General features: G+C 61.0%; 8 protein-coding genes and 2 tRNA genes. 6 read left to right on the plus strand and 4 right to left on the minus strand.

What is annotated here, in order from left to right:
• The first annotated feature begins 3 nt into the window (after positions 1-3).
• From G015_RS0110415 to G015_RS13780, 5 genes are all read left to right on the plus strand, one after another.
• A complete protein-coding gene (locus tag G015_RS0110415; RefSeq protein WP_012982710.1) occupies positions 4-618 on the plus strand; it encodes a response regulator transcription factor in 615 nt (204 codons plus the stop codon).
• Positions 619-927: 309 nt separating this feature from the next.
• Positions 928-6,093 carry a retention module-containing protein gene (locus tag G015_RS0110420; RefSeq protein WP_020146668.1) on the plus strand — a complete coding sequence of 1,722 codons (5,166 nt, stop codon included), beginning with the start codon at positions 928-930 and terminating at the stop codon, positions 6,091-6,093.
• 104 nt (positions 6,094-6,197) lie between these two features.
• Positions 6,198-6,527: a hypothetical protein gene (locus tag G015_RS0110425; RefSeq protein WP_012982708.1), complete on the plus strand. Its 330-nt coding sequence runs from the start codon at positions 6,198-6,200 to the stop codon at positions 6,525-6,527.
• Between the two features lie 145 nt (positions 6,528-6,672).
• Positions 6,673-8,535: a retention module-containing protein gene (locus G015_RS0110430; protein ID WP_020146669.1), complete on the plus strand. Its 1,863-nt coding sequence runs from the start codon at positions 6,673-6,675 to the stop codon at positions 8,533-8,535.
• A gap of 209 nt (positions 8,536-8,744) precedes the next feature.
• A complete protein-coding gene (locus G015_RS13780; RefSeq protein WP_051089000.1) occupies positions 8,745-10,403 on the plus strand; it encodes a retention module-containing protein in 1,659 nt (552 codons plus the stop codon).
• Positions 10,404-10,465: 62 nt separating this feature from the next.
• Here the strand turns inward: G015_RS13780 and G015_RS0110445 are convergent, their stop codons facing one another.
• Positions 10,466-12,373 (minus strand): LapD/MoxY N-terminal periplasmic domain-containing protein, encoded by a 1,908-nt coding sequence (locus G015_RS0110445; protein ID WP_020146672.1) that lies wholly within the window; start codon positions 12,371-12,373, stop codon positions 10,466-10,468.
• Positions 12,374-12,383: 10 nt separating this feature from the next.
• Entirely contained in the window at positions 12,384-13,061 is a 678-nt protein-coding gene (locus G015_RS0110450) for a transglutaminase-like cysteine peptidase (RefSeq protein WP_020146673.1), read from the minus strand.
• A gap of 409 nt (positions 13,062-13,470) precedes the next feature.
• On the opposite strand from G015_RS0110450, the gene G015_RS0110455 reads away from it, so the two are divergent.
• Positions 13,471-14,859 (plus strand): TolC family outer membrane protein, encoded by a 1,389-nt coding sequence (locus tag G015_RS0110455; RefSeq protein WP_026333021.1) that lies wholly within the window; start codon positions 13,471-13,473, stop codon positions 14,857-14,859.
• A gap of 70 nt (positions 14,860-14,929) precedes the next feature.
• On the opposite strand, the gene G015_RS0110460 is transcribed toward G015_RS0110455, so the two are convergent.
• Both G015_RS0110460 and G015_RS0110465 read right to left on the minus strand, forming a co-directional pair.
• A tRNA-Thr gene (locus G015_RS0110460) sits at positions 14,930-15,005 on the minus strand.
• A gap of 45 nt (positions 15,006-15,050) precedes the next feature.
• Positions 15,051-15,137 (minus strand) — tRNA-Leu (locus G015_RS0110465).
• Positions 15,138-15,208: the final 71 nt, after the last annotated feature.

A 15,208-nucleotide genomic window follows, 5' to 3' on the forward strand; every position in this document is an offset into this window, starting at 1 on the left:
AACATGCAGATCTTTATGATGGACCGAGCGTCGCGGCCGTCGTCGCGCTGGGTAGAGGCCTTTCCGGATGCCCAGGTGCTGCGCCCGCCATTTCCGTCGACCCTGCCGGAGGGCACCGAAGCCTGCTGGATTGGTACGGATCTGGCCGACTGGGAGGAGTACGTCAAACAAAGGACTCTGGTGCATCGGGTGATTGTGCAGTCGCGACACCCGAATGACGAAGAAGGCATCCGTGCATTCGACGCGGGGGCCCACGGCTACTGCCATACACTGGCCAACGTCGCCCAGCTGCGAACGATCGCGGCCACCGTCACCGGGGGTGGCTTATGGGTGGGTCCCGACCTGATGACCCGGATGATTCGCACAGTCCGCAGCGCCCAGCCCCGCGATCCGGAAACACCGCCGGAGGGGTTCGAGAACCTTACGCCCCGCGAGCGGGAAGTTGCGCTGGCCGTGACCACGGGGGCGCACAACAAGGAGATTGCGCGCCAGCTCGGCATGACCGAACGCACCGTCAAGATGCACCTCGGCTCCGTCTTCAAGAAGCTCAACGTGGATGACCGCGTTCAGCTTGTGCTCCACCTGACCCGCCTGCGCGAATCGCACCCGACCGTCTGATTCAGGTGCGATACGCGTAGCTCGCCTCCAGCGGCGGTGATGCGATTCGCTGCGCTTATCGGCATCCTACGTGACGCCATCCCCCTCGTTTGATGAGGGTCGTAGGATGCGATGAGCACAGCGAATCGCATCAATCCAGCCCCCCGCGCCCCGCAGCTTCCATCCGTTTTCATCCAACCGATCCTCATATCGGTTCTCCCATAACCCCACAAACCCTGTACTTCGGTACACCTGTCGTGCCCACGCCGACTCCCCTAGGCTCGTACCCATCGAAAACTGTGAAGTACTTCCGAGTCCGAGGAGAAGGTCATGTCTGAAGTCGTCGTAGCTACCGTCGAATCCGTGGTGGGTACCGTTGTTGCTCGAGACGAGGACGGCAACACCCGCGTCCTGCAACCCGGAGACGAGATCTTCTACGGCGAAGAAGTCATCGCCGAAGACGGCGCCTTCATCGAAATGGCCTTCGAGGATGGCTCCACCATGTCCCTGGCGGGTAACGAGTCCGCCACCATCACCGACGACCTGGCGGAATCCGCCGAGCCCGCGCCGGAAGAAGGCGAGATCGCCGATGCCACCGTCGAAGAGATCATCGCCGCCCTGGATCGCGGTGAAGACATCACCGACATCATCGAAGCCCCGGCCGCCGGTGCCGACGGCGGCGCAGCCGGCGAAGGCGGCGGCTTCGTCCGGATCGCTCGTGGCTCCGAAGAGGTCGGCCAGATCGAGTACGCCTATGACCCCAACACCTTGGGCGGCCCCGGCGACGCCGGCAATGGTGGGGGTACGTTCGCGGACAGCGGCGAAACCACCGAAGACGTGGTTCCGGAACCCAGTCTCGTCATCTCCGTTACACCGCTCAGTGAGCTGATTGAACGGATGGGCTCGGATCTTCGTCCCCAGATGCAGGACTCGGGGGTCGTCCTGCCCCAACAGGTCGACATGCTGCCGTCTGAACAGCCTGGCACGGGCATGGTGGTGTTTAGTCTCGACAGCACGCTGGACCTCGATGGACTGCCGGATTCCGCCGCTGGCCCGATCGAATACGAAATCGTTGGTGGGGACTCGGACTATTTGGCAATTGGCGCGGATGCCGATGGGAATCCGGCCATCGTCCTGACCGAACAAGGCGCATGGGCGCTTCAGAATGGTCAGGTTCCTAACAACGAATTCTCCGTAGACGTTCAGGGAACGGTCGAGATCGAAGGGATCGGTCCAGTGTCAGCCACTGAGAGCTCAATGGTCGCGGTTGAGGTGCCTGAACCGACATTTGAATTTCAGCTATGGCCGGGAGAAGTCTTCCCGATGCCCCCGGTGGAACAGCTGCCTGGAGACGCCACGCCTGGGGCGCAAGCTTTGAATGAGGGCGTAAACAACCCGTTGCCTGGCGACTATGGATTCCCATCGGCGGAAGTTCAGGCGGGAATGCAGGTGTTTTCGCTTATACCTCAGGCGGATTTTGACGGGATCGACCCTTCGCTTGGCGAGTTCTCCTACGAGATCGTCGGCGGTGACAGCGAATACCTCGAACTTTCGCAGAGTGACTGGGGCGACTGGTCGGTTGTGCTCACCGAGGCAGGCGCGGAAGCGATTCAGAACGGGCGGGTTTCCGGTAACGATCTCAATGTCACCATCGAGGGGACGCTGATCATAGGGGAAAACCTGGTCAACACCTTCACGCTTGAAGCCAGTGCCGAAGGTGGTGTCATGGTGCCGGTGCCGAATCCGGAGCTGACGGTTGATCTTGCCCTGGCGGATGGTGCCACCGAGGGTTGGCCGCAGTCGGCGGGCGCGGGTGATGCGGTGTTCGAAGTCACCACGGATCTGGATCTGGACGGCATCGATGGCGGCCTGGCGGGCGAGATCGTGCTGTCACTGATTGAGAACAGCAACGGTTACCTCGCGCTGGATGGTAACAATGTGGTCCTGACCGAGGACGGAGCTGCTGCCGTCCGTAACGGCCAGGTCTCGGGGAACGAGCTCGACGCTACTGTCGAAGGCTCGGTGACCATCGCAGAGGACGGGGTGAATCCGTTCGAGCTGACTGGTCAGGCGTCCGCAGTCACAGTGGTTCCGGTCCCGGGGCCGGAAATCACAGGATTGGGCGAGAAGGATTTCTTCTTCGACGAGAAGCATCTCGAGAACGGCACGAATCCAGATCCCGCTCAGTTGGTGAAGTCGGGCAGCTTCGCGCTCAATGCGCCCGCAGGGATCGCAAGCTTGGCAATCGCAGGAACCTTGAGCGGGAGCAACACCACCGGGGCCACCGATGAAAATGGCTCTGTGCTTTTGACGCTCGAACAACTCGAAGCGCTTGGCGAATCCAATACGGTGGATATCGAAACCGACAATGGCAACCTGCTGACCCTCAATGGTTTCGATAGCGATACCGGGGAAGTGAGTTTCGATCTGGAGTTCCGCGAGCCGATCGAGCATCCCGATGGTCAGGGCCGTAACTTGGACTGGAAGGACTCGATCGCGGTCACGCTGACCGACGATAACGGCCAGGTTGCCGATGACACCATCGACGTGTTGATCCGCGACGATGCACCCGTATTCAAGGACGGTGAAGGAATCACCCTTACCGGTGAGATAACCGACAGCCCGGTAGAAGGCAACAACGGGCTCAACATCGGTGCGGACGTCGATGGGGCATTCATTCAGGACATAGAACTATCCGTTGATAACGACGGGTATCTCGTGGCGCTGCTCGATGGGGATGAAGTCCTTCTGACCTCGCGAGGCGACAAGCTAACGTCCAGTTTTGACGCCGATACGGCGACACTGACCGCTCTCAATTCAAATGGAGACCCGGTCTTCACGATTCAGGCGGGTATTGATGGTGGCTATTACATCAATGTGCTGGCGCCGATCGACCCGATGGCACGGAGCAGTTTCGACGAAGAAAGCCTGACCGCTGGTGGTGGAATCGACGATGACCTGTTTGTCTTCGACAACGGTTTGGAAGTCCAGTTTGCGTCGGATAATGGCGCCGTCAATTGGTCTGGAAGCGGTATTGGTGTCGCGAACAACCTAATCAGTGGCGGTCAAACCCTGTCCGCAAGCTTTAATCAGTACGTCACGGATCTTGACTTCACGATGGGGAACCAGGGTACGCCGAGCTGGGAGATCTACCGCGATGGCGACCTCGTGGGGTCCGGTAACAGCTTGTCGATTAGTGAGCCAGGTGGGTTTGACGAGATCCGTTTCCTGGGAGCCTCGGGCGGGAACCAATACAACATCAAGGGTATGTCCGGGACTTACATGGATGCATCGGAGAGCTTTGAACTTCCGGTGACCTTCCATGCGGAAGATGGTGATGGTGATGCCGCCAGCTATGAGATTCCGATTATCTTTGATCCTGCGCTGGTCGATTTGCCTGAGGTCGAGACCCTGTTGATTCCGACGGTTTCGGTTTCGGTCGATTCCGAGGAGGGCCAAGAGACTGTCCTCAAGGATGGTTTCGCGGACCTGGGTGTCGGCGGTTCCGGTGATGGGAATATTAACGATCCCAATCCGCCGGCGGATACCGAGACACTGATGTTCGACTTTGGCCAGGCCAATGCCGGGCAAACCTTCAACCTCAGCTGGACGCAGCAAGCGAAAGGTGGCTGGGAAGATGGAAACCCGGATGGGCTTCCGTCTTGGGAGAATCGTGGCGGTACGCGGGACACCTTTAAGGTCTTTGTGAACGGCGAGGAGCTCTACGAGACCTCGTGGTACGACCCGGCCAATTCGGATAGCACCGTGTTCCCTGCCGAGGACGAGTCGCTGACGGTGACGCTGGATGAGAACGGTCGAGCGGAGGTTGTGTTCGAGGTGCGTTCTACGCATCCGGACGAAGTCGTCGATGTCAGCAACATCCAGGGGCAGCTGGATGTCACGTCCACTATCTACACGGTTTCGCTCGACGGCAGCATCGATGACCCGGGCGAGATCGACTACTACCAGCTGGAGGTACAGGGCGGCGAACTCCTGGTCAACGGCAACGTACAGTCAGCGGTCGATGGCCTTTATACGGTGAACCCGGCCGATATCGATGGATTGACGGTACGTCCCGATGCTGGATCCGATGAGATCGAGGTGTCGGCGCAAGCAGTTTCCACGGATGGCGTATGGAGCGACGTGGATGTCGACAGCACGGAGGTCGTTTACGCCAGTGCAGTGAGCGCGGTCGATAATCTGAATACGGCCTATGTCGGCGAGTCGTTGGAAGAACACCTGAGCGGTCGTGAGAAAGCGACGGATTGGACAGAGACTCGCGAGTTCACGATAAGTGAGGGCTATACGGGTTCGGTCTCTATGGCTGCGGAGTTCAGCCTTTGGGCAGGGATCATTTCTCAGGGCGAAGCCGAATTCACGTGGGCGCTCTACCAAGACGACATTGTTGAAGGTGAACAACTTCTTGCGAGTGATGTTATCACGCGAAAGGCTTCAGATGGTTCCGACTTGAACGTGCCGCTGGACCTACCCGAGGACCTGAGTTCGGGGTCTTACCGACTGGAACTGGTTGGGGAGCAAACCAACGGCGGGAGCTTTGGTCCCATCTCTTGGGGCGGGGAGGTCGGATTCTCGGAGATTGTGGTAGACCAGCAGGCGTCTAACACGGTTACTGGGAATGTGATTACGGATGAGGATGCCGAAGGCAATTCCGATGAGCCAGGAAGCGATTCGACGACCCTGAGCGTCTTCGATGGCGATGGATTCGTCGAAGTCGAAGGCGAACATACGGTGGCCGGGGAGTTTGGTTCACTGACCCTCGCGGAGGACGGGACGTATACCTATACGGCATCCAATGATGTTGCCAACGCCGGGAACATCGAGACCTTCGATTACAAGCTGACGCATCCGAACGGTGACGAAGCGGTTGCGACCCTTTCGATCCGTATCGACAGCCCGGATGTGGAGGTGATCTGGGGTGACGATCTCGAGCCGGGCGCAACCATTGCGGGTACGGAGGTAGACGAGATCCTGGTGGGCACCTCGGGTGCGGATCAGATCGCGGCTGGTGCCGGCAATGACATCCTGATCGGTGGTGACGGTGCCGATACGTTTATCTGGCCCGGTGATGTGGCCGGGGACGTCCCGTCGACCGGCCCAGGGAACTCCGGAGACGACTTTGATCCCGACGAAATGCCGCAGGATGGGGTGCGAGATTTCACGGTCGATTGGGAACAAGGTTTTACTGGCGAAGGGGATGCTGACCGGCTGGACCTTTCGGACCTGCTGGTCGGAGCGGACTCCGACAATGTCGATGAGTTCATCCTCGCGGCAGAGGATGGCGAAGGCAACACGGTTCTGTATGTACGAACGGAGGGCGACACGTCGCCGGGCAATAGTGGTAACGCGAATAACGGCAATGGTGAATGGGCGCACAATCAGTCCATCGTGTTGGAGGGCGTTAGCATGGACGGCAGGGATTCGGCTGAATTCGTCAAGCAATTGTTGGATAACGACCAGCTGAAGATCGACCAGTAACTGGTCGAACGGGAAGAAGCCCCGCCGGTCCGAATCGGCGGGGCTTTCCCGTGTCTGAGGGTGTAGGCTGGGTACTGGAATACCGAGCGGCCGGGAGGCGGCCTATGTATGTGAGACGGGATGCAGAAGGCAGGATTGACTTAGTGAGTCGGGACGCGAATGCCGAGTGTGCGGAGTTTATGGCGGCCGAGTCGCCGGAACTTCTGGGCTTCTTGGCTGGAAATAATGCTGAGCCTGCGCCCGCCGCGTTGCAGGCCTCGGATCTGGAGCTGATTCGTGTGCTGGAGGACCTGGTGGAGGTGCTCACGTACAAGGGTGTGATCCGGTTTACGGACCTTCCGGATGCGGCGCAGCAGAAGCTGCTGGGCCGCAAGGATCTTCGGGCTTCGGCTCGGCGACTGAATTTGATGGAAGACGACGAAGGCCTTCTCTAGAAAAGGCTGGCTAGAACATCACGTGTCATGCACAGCGGTGTGCCGGTGGCGATGGACCCAGACCAGGCACTGAGGTTGGATCGATTATGGACGCGAAGGCGTCTGTTTGAGCCGGTCTTGAGGGCTGGCGCATGAGGGGGATTCGATGGCAGTGAATACGGTAGTGGCCACCGTCCAGGCATTGACCGGGACTGTGATTGCGAGAGATGTCGACGGCAATTCCAGGGTGCTCGCCGTCGGCGATCCCGTGTATGCGGGGGAAGAGGTGATCCCACTGCAGGGGGCGTCGGTTGATCTGCAGGCGATGGAAGGTGGTGTCTTGTCGCTCGGTGAGGGTCAGCAGGTCCTGGTGGGCGAAGCTCTGGCGGATAGCGGCCGTGCGGACAATCCAGAGATTCCGACGGCGGAAGAAGTGATTGCGGCCCTGGAGCGTGGTGAGTCACTGGATGCGCTGATTGCGCCACCGGCGGCCGGTCTCGAAGGTGGTGATAGCGATGGAGGCGGTTTCGTGCGTGTCGCACGCATTAACGAGCCAGTAGAGCCGATTAACTACACTTTTCCGGAAAACGTCTTCGGTCGTCCCGATGCTCTGGGCGAGACCGTCGCGGTGCCGGGAGGAGAAACGGCGGACACGGTTGTGCCTCCCGGGCAGCCACCAGTAGAACCACCGGTTGAGCCGCCCCCTCCGGTGACCGCCAACCCGACGCTAACGGTGTCGGTATCCGTGGCGGCCGGATACGGCTATGACGACGCGAACGATGCGGCTGCGGGCGATGTGGTCTTCGAGGTTTCCCATACCCTGAATCTGGATGGGCTGGACCCCGCTCTAGCCAGCGCAATCGTCTACAGCATTGTCGGCGGCGATACGGCGTATCTTGCGCTCGCTCAGGATGGGGCGGGCAACTGGGTGGTGGTACTGACCGAGGCCGGGGCGGCCGCAATCCGGGCAGGTGTGGTGGACGGTAACCAGTTGAACGTGATCGTGGAGGGCACGATCGAACTGGTGGATCTCCCCAGTCTGGTGGATACCGACAGCGCTTTTGCGCGGGTTCCCGAACCAGGCGGGGAAGAACCCCCCGAACCCGGGCCGGATCTGTTTGCCTCGGCTCATGTGGTCGGCGCCAGTGATGTGCAGGGCACGATGGCGAACGCGAACAACCTGAAGTCGACGGGCGCGCAGAGTGCCGCGGTATCGCATCAGGACGGGTTCTTTGCGATCGACCATCAGTCGGCATCGGATGATCCGAACGCGATCGAATTTGGTGAGGCCCTGCTGTTTACGTTGGTCAGCCCCACGGATACAGCAGTGTTCCAGATTGAAGGTGCGATCAATGGCGGCTCGTATCACCTTTACGATGCCGATGGAGTGCGCATCGGCGAGGCTCGTGATCTTGCCGCGGATGTGAACGAAGACGGTTTCCTGGAGCTGAGCGGCGAGACGTTTTCCTACATCGCGTTCCAGGGCGGCAGCACAGGCTCGGGAGGGAGCGGCGATCGAAGCGAGTTCTCGGTTCGACCGGTGGATTTGTCGGTCCAGGTTGGCGAGGGCGATGATGCCGATTTCTATCCTGCCGGAGGCGATGAAGCCCTGGTTGCCGATTCGGTGGAGACGCTCGAAGAGGCCGATGACTTTGGCGCGAACTTCCTGACGGTGGACTCGGATCAGGACATTTTCGTGGTTGCGGAAGGCGGGCAGGGCACGACGGACGACCCCGCTCGGTTCGTGATACAGGGGTTTAGTCTGGAAAGCGACAACGGCGCCGCCCAGATTACGCTCGGCGAGCTCCTGTCGAGCGCGAGCCAGGAGACCATCGACCAGTACCTGATGGCCGAGTCGCAGGGAGAAGATACGGTGCTGCACATCAGTTCCGGGGGCATGCTCGGGACGGATACGGGCGGGGCCGATTACGCGATTACGCTGGAAGGGGTCAGCATGGACGGTTTCGACTCGTCCTATGATTTTATTCAGACGCTGATCGAGAACGGCCACCTGACAATCGATCAGTAAGGGGCTGTCTGCCTGATGGAAGAAGCCCGGGCCGCATCGCGGACCCGGGCTTTTTTGTTCATACGCAACCGAGACCGCCAGTGTGTTGACGGTTGCGTGAGGCGAATCCACGACCTGTACTTCAGTACAGCTAACGGAATTTTGACGCTAGGCGTAACAATTCAATCATGAGCACCCCAGTGCGGGGGAGCATGATGAGGGATAAGGCCATGGGCCCGGAAATGATTGTTGCAACGGTTCAGGCGGTGATCGGGACCGTGACTGTTCGTGACGCCGAGGGCAACTCGCGGGTACTTCAGCAGGGTGACCCGGTTTATGCTGGAGAGGAGGTTACAACCCAGTCTGGCGGCTTGGTGGAGCTCGCGTTGGCGGATGGTTCGAGCGTCACCCTGGCGGAGGGCGAAGCGGCGACACTCACAGAGTACCTGGTGCAGTCCGCAGACGCGGATCCGATGGCGTCACAAATAGGCGATGCCACGGTCGAGGAGGTTATCGCGGCGTTGGATCGGGGCGAGAGCCTGGATGATCTGCTGGACGCGCCGGCTGCGGGTGTAGAAGGTGGAGCACCCGGTGAAGGCGGTAGCTTTGTCCGGGTCGTCCGCGTGAATGATGAAGTGCCGCCGGTGCAGTACGTTTTTCCCGTGAATGCACTGGGCCAGCCGGAACCCGGAGAGGGTACCGACTCGGGCGGGTCTGTTGCCTCGGCGGACGAGATCGTTGTCGATGAACAACCGCCGCAGGACGTGCCTGGCGACCAGGATCCGGGTGATGAGGGCCCGGGTGATGAGGGCCCGGGTGATGAGGATCCAGGCGACGAGGATCCAGGCGACGAGGATCCGGGTGATGAGGACCCGGGTGATGAGGATCCGGGTGATGAGGATCCGGGTGATGAGGACCCGGGTGATGATGACCCGGGTGATGAGGATCCAGGCGATCCCGATCCGCGCGAAATCTATAGTGACGTGACGGCGCATACGGTCGGTAGCTCGACGCAAGGCACCGCTGCAACGGCTTCTGGCTTGAAACAGACTGGGCACCAGAGTGCCTCCGTCTCCGTCAGCGAAAATGGCTTCTATGCAGTGGATCATCAAAGCAATGCGGATGATCCCAACGCGATTGAGCACAACGAAGGGCTTTTGTTCGAACTAGTGCAGCCGGTCGATGGGGTTCAGTTCGCCGTGGAAGGCCCGATTACCGGTGCGACCTACGCCCTGTATGACGAACAGGGCGACCGGATTGCGACAGGAGATCTGGTGGTGGTCGACGGCGTGGCGACGATCGAGCACGACGAAAGCTTCGCCTACATTGCCTTCTTTGGCGGTCGGGAAGGGCCCAATCAGAGCGCTTATTCGGTCAAACCGCTGGGGGTGACTCTGGTCGGGACGGAAGACAGCGACACTCTGATCGGCTCGATCGGCAATGATGTGCTGATTGGCGGCGATGGGGACGATGTCCTGTTCGGAGGCAGCGGCGACGATACGTTGATCGGTGGGGCCGGAAACGACACGCTAACGGGCGGAGGCGGCAACAATACCTTCGTCTGGAATGCGGGAGACCAGGCGAATGTTGCGGGGCAGCCGGCCGAAGATACCGTCACGGACTTCAAGCCCGGGGACGGGACGTCGGGTGATGTGCTGGATCTTTCGGACCTGTTGCAAGGTGAAAGCGAGGACAACCTCGACAATTACCTGTACGCGCAAACAGAAAACGGAAACACTGTGCTGTACGTCCACTCGAACGGCGGTCTCAACGGTGACAAGGACAATGCGGATCAGATCATCACGCTGCAGGGCGTTGATCTGGGTGACAGTTCCGATGCCATCATCCAGGCGTTGCTGACTAACGATCAGCTAAAGATCGACCAGTAGAACGCGCGGTTCGTTGGTATCCGCGAGGCCCCGCCATTGTTGGCGGGGCTTTTTTGTATTGATCAAGCCTTGAGGGACTGAACGGCTCGGCCGGTCACGCCGTCGATTCCAAGCTCCATCAGGGGCTCGATATCGTCGGCGCTGTCGCAGCCTTCGGCGATTACCAGAATGCCGATCGAGTGCGCCAGGGTGCAAAGCCCGCGAATCAGCGCCTGGGTCTCCGTGGATCGATGGACACCCTGGATCAGCGAGGACTGCAGCTTCACGTAATGCAGCCCATACGCGGTAAGGTCGTGTGAGCGGAAGGCCTCCGGCCCCGCGTGCTCCAGACCGACCACGAAGCCCGTGACACGCGCGATACGGCACAGGTCGCGCAGTTCGGCCGGATGCGCCAGGGCGCCCCGGGCCGGGAACTCCAGCCACAGCCGACCGGCCACTTCGGGGTCGGAGGCCAGGCGGGATTCCAGACGCTGGCGAAAGTCGGTGTCCTGCAGGCTGTCGACGGACAAATTGATTGCGAGGCGCTCGTTGCCTGCTCGTAGCTGATCGAGTGCGGCATCGAGTACGGCGTCGTCCAGTTGCCGGATCAGGTCCAGGCGCACCGCCCAGGGCATGAAATAGCCCGCGGGGCGCGATTCGCCATCCAGCAGCAGGCGCATCGGCGCTTCGTGGTGCATCAGCTCGTGGTCGGCGTCCATCACCGGGAATCGCGCCAGCTTCACGCCATGCGTGGCCATGGCCACGGTGATCGCGGTGCGCCATTCGTTCTGATTGGCATGTGGCAGCACGGCATGCGGTTCTTCGGCGATGGAATCGCCCGGCTCCAGTTCCGCGCGGACCAGCGCCTGGTCGACGCGGCTGAGCACCTCTCCGGTGGTGTCGTCGGGGTGGTAGGGCGTCCCGGCCAAATGCAAGGCCATGGCTTCGGGAGCTTTGGGGCCCAGCTCCGCGCGGATCGCCGTCAGCAGGGACTCGGCAAAACGGCGGCTGTCCCCTATGCCGTCGCCAAAGACGGCAATATCGGAACCCTTGAGGCGCCCTGCGGCGCCGTAATCGGTCACGCTGGTTTGTTGTTCCGCGACTTCGGCAATGCGTGCCAGAAGCTCATCCAGCTTGTCGTGTCCGATCGCCTGGTTGAGCTCGGGCAGGCTGGCGACGCGCAGGACGACAAAGCTCCCGGCAGATCCGGCGTGCCGATTTTCGAGGGTCGACTGGAATCGGGCCAGGAAGGATTCGCGGTTCAAAAGGCCCGTTACATCATCGTGTTGAAGGCGAGTTTTCAGGCGTTCTAAACGCGTGGATTCTTCCTGCAGCATCATCCGGACGTGCTCGGTCAGCCGGTTCATGGCGCGGACCAGTGCCTGGAACTCCCAGGTGCGGGGTTCCGGGGTGGTCACGAACCGCCTTTCGCCGACGGCCTCGGCCTGTTCCACCACTTGCTTCAGAGGCCGAATCAGCCGGCCGAGCAGGAACGACCCAATCAGGCCGATGATCAACAAACCGCCGGCAAAGATCGCGGTGAGGCGGAGGGTGCCGTCCCACAGGGCCTCGTAGGCGTAATTCGTCTGGCTCTCGACGATCAGCGTGCCGAAGGAAGACCAGCCATCGGACACATGCGCGATCCCGGGGCGCACGTTGAAGGCCAGGCGCTCGACAAACCATTCGGGCACGCCCTGGGGTGGCTCGGGGTTGCGGCGTTCGATCATGAGGTCGCCGGTCGGATCGATCAGCCGGATGTGCTGGTAGTGGCCGGTGTCGAACTGCGAGGCGATTTGCAGCTCCACGGTGGTCTCGTCCTTGGGCAGCTGGGAAAGCGACAAGGCCAGGGATGCGGCGTTGTCGATGTTCTTGGTCAGCAGCTGCTGCGCCAGGTAGTCGCGGGCGGACAGGGTGCTCACCACGATGCTGACCAGTAACGCCAGCAGCATAATGATGGCTACCGCGATCCAGAGTTGTTTTCTCAGCGTCATGACTGCGCCCTCATTCCGGGGTCGAGTTGATGGGTCGGTCGAGATCAAGGCCGTATTCGTCCAGCTGCTCCAGGACGCGGCGCCAACGTGACAGGCGGGCCGTGGGGTCGGCCGCGGACTGTGCCTGCCCGTCGGGCCAGAGTCCCTCGCTATTGAACGAGAAGATCGGCGTCAGGTCGTCGCGCTGGGATGCGCGTTCAATTCGGGTCACCAGGTTGTCCAGTACCTTGGGCTCGTCTCGCGGGTCGGTGAAATAGCCGAGAACCATGTGCGCCTGGCTGAGATTGCTTCCGGGTCCGCCAAGCCGGGCTCGCACGTAGAAAAGGCGCAGGCGCTCATCGGGGATACCCAGTTTGCGCAGGCTGACGTACTTGGCGATGGAATAGTCCTCGCAGTCGCCTGCACCCTTGTCCAGGGCCTCCAGGGGGGTGGCCCAGAAGTCTTCCTGGCCCCAGGTGACCTGGTCGTCCTGGTAGCGCAGCTGACGATTGAAAAACTCGTTTACCCGTATGATCTGAGTTTGCTCGTCTTCATCGGCGAGATCCTCCAGCAGCTCGCGCCAGCGCCGTACGCGCTCGGCGGTTTCCGGCCCGTAGCGGTCGGCCGCAACCTGCTCGAGCTGGGCGAAGCTGTCGAGGCCTGCATGGCTGGAGCCCAGCAGCCACGCCCCGGCGACCAGCACGAGCACGAGGCTTGCGCGCCGTATCAGTCGGGACGGGTTGCGGGGCCAGATGCCAGGCACGTCGGCGCGCTCTCCGGTGGCTGAAAAAAGCACTACTTCCCGAATGATGGGCTACGCCTTTGTGGAAAGCCACAAACATAAATCCCAAGCGTAGTGCTGTGCGGTGTTTCTCGCCTTATCAGGCGTTTGTTTGCCGTTATGTGAACCATTTCAAAAATGATTGCGCGGGTAAGGGCTTAGGCCTATCGTTCAAATGTGTGAGGCGTACATAAGCGTTTCTTCCGGTTAGCGGTATGCGCTGGCTCGGTGACAAAAAGAGTGGGCGAACAGGTTTTATGGGAGGACAAAAATGATGAACGGGATTAGGCCTGTGGCTGGCAAAGGTGGTTTGCTGGCCCTGACGGCGGCCGTGGCGATGGTAGTGGGTGGTTCGGCGCAGGCCGAGGCACCGGAGCCGTTGCGTGACGCCGCGATGGAAGCGGTACTTTCCAACCCCGATGTGCAGTCGCGCTGGCATGCCTTTCGTGCCTCCGGGGAAGAGCAGACCGGCGCGCGCGGGCGCTTTTTGCCGGAGATCGACCTGAACGCCCGTGCCGGGTATCAGCGCCAGCGCTCCAGCGACGACAATTTTGATTCTTTCTCGCGCAATCCGCGGGGCGTGGACATTACGTTGACGCAGATGCTCTACGACGGCTTCGAGACCGCAAGCGAAGTGAGCCGTCTGGGCGAGATTCAGCGGGTGCGTTACTTCGAGCTGCGCGAGACGACCGAGGAGATTGCACTGGAAGCCGTGCGTGCCTTCGCCGATGTCCAGCGTCAGCGCGCCCTGGTCGACCTGGCGCAGGAGAACTACGACGCGCACAAGGAGGTTTACGACCAGATCGTGGACCAGACCGATCGTGGCGTCGGCCGGGGCGTTGACCTCGAGCAGGCCTCGGGACGTCTGGCCCTGGCCGAGTCGAATCTACTGACCGAGCGCCAGAACCTGCACGACGTGAATGCACGGTACTACCGGATCGTGGGGCAGATGCCCGCGGACGACCGGGTGGACCTGGTTGGCACCTTCTCTGACGAGCCGATTCCCGGCACGGTTCAGGAGGCTCTGACCGAGGCCATCACCAAGAATCCGGCCATGTTCGCCTCGCTGCGCAACATGGAAGCGGCGCAGGAACAGCGCAACGTGGCCCGTTCGGCCTTCCATCCGCGTTTGGACCTGCAGCTGCGTCATGCCTACGAGAATGATGTGCTCGAACGCGAGGACATCCGTATCCATGACACCTCGGCGCTGGTGGTGATGACGTGGAACCTGTTCCGCGGCGGCACTGACCAGGCGCGGGTGCGCCAGTTCACCGAAGAGTTCAACCAGGCGCGCGATCAGCAAGAGTCGGTTTGCCGCAATGTGCGCCAAACGGTGTCGGTGGCCTACAACGACATGCGTTCGCTGGACAGTCAGCTGCGCTTCCTGCGCCAGCATCGGGACTCGTCCGACCGCGTGCGTACCGCCTATCGTCAGCAGTTCGGCATTGGCCAGCGCAGCCTGCTGGATCTGCTCGACACCGAGAACGAGCACTTCGAGGCGAGCCGCGCCTACATCAACGCCCAGCACGACATGGAAATTGCCAAGGCGCGGGCGCTGAATGGCATGGGCCGACTGCTCGAGTATCTCGATATCTCGCGTGGCGACATGCCGACTGCTGCCGAGCTGGGGCTCGTGGATGATGCCGCCCGGATTGATCCGGAGTCGGTCTGCCCGGCGGATGCGCCGCAGATGAGCGAAGCCCGCCACGAAAGCATCTTCCGCTAGGACCGACCCGCGGGAGTGCAGACAAGCAAAGGGCCAGCCATTTCGGCTGGCCCTTTTGCTGTGTGCGATATGGAGCCGGCGACAGGAGTCGAACCTGCGACCCTCTGATTACAAATCAGATGCTCTACCAACTGAGCTACACCGGCCAGGTGCGCGGTTTCGAGCCTGGCGGAGGGCCCGAGATAAAGAGGTGGTGCCGGGAGCGAGAATCGAACTCGCACTCTGTTGCCAGAACCGGATTTTGAATCCGGCGCGTCTACCAGTTCCGCCATCCCGGCTTTCGAGGCGCTAGTGTAGCGCACGAGCAGGGTGTGGCAAGGGAGATTGCGCCTTCGCTTGATCCGCATTC

Origin of the sequence: Thioalkalivibrio sp. ALJ15 (assembly GCF_000383695.1) — a bacterium.
In the GTDB taxonomy this organism is placed as follows: Bacteria; Pseudomonadota; Gammaproteobacteria; order Ectothiorhodospirales; family Ectothiorhodospiraceae; genus Thioalkalivibrio.

What these genes read in the sequence shown, in the direction of transcription:
- G015_RS0110430 (WP_020146669.1), top strand. Translation starts at nt 6,673, where the DNA reads ATGGCAGTGAATACGGTAGTGGCCACCGTCCAGGCATTGACCGGGACT.
- G015_RS0110420 (WP_020146668.1), top strand. Translation starts at nt 928, where the DNA reads ATGTCTGAAGTCGTCGTAGCTACCGTCGAATCCGTGGTGGGTACCGTT.
- G015_RS0110445 (WP_020146672.1), bottom strand. Translation starts at nt 12,373, where the DNA reads ATGACGCTGAGAAAACAACTCTGGATCGCGGTAGCCATCATTATGCTG.
- G015_RS0110455 (WP_026333021.1), top strand. Translation starts at nt 13,471, where the DNA reads ATGGTAGTGGGTGGTTCGGCGCAGGCCGAGGCACCGGAGCCGTTGCGT.
- G015_RS13780 (WP_051089000.1), top strand. Translation starts at nt 8,745, where the DNA reads ATGGGCCCGGAAATGATTGTTGCAACGGTTCAGGCGGTGATCGGGACC.
- G015_RS0110415 (WP_012982710.1), top strand. Translation starts at nt 4, where the DNA reads ATGCAGATCTTTATGATGGACCGAGCGTCGCGGCCGTCGTCGCGCTGG.
- G015_RS0110425 (WP_012982708.1), top strand. Translation starts at nt 6,198, where the DNA reads ATGTATGTGAGACGGGATGCAGAAGGCAGGATTGACTTAGTGAGTCGG.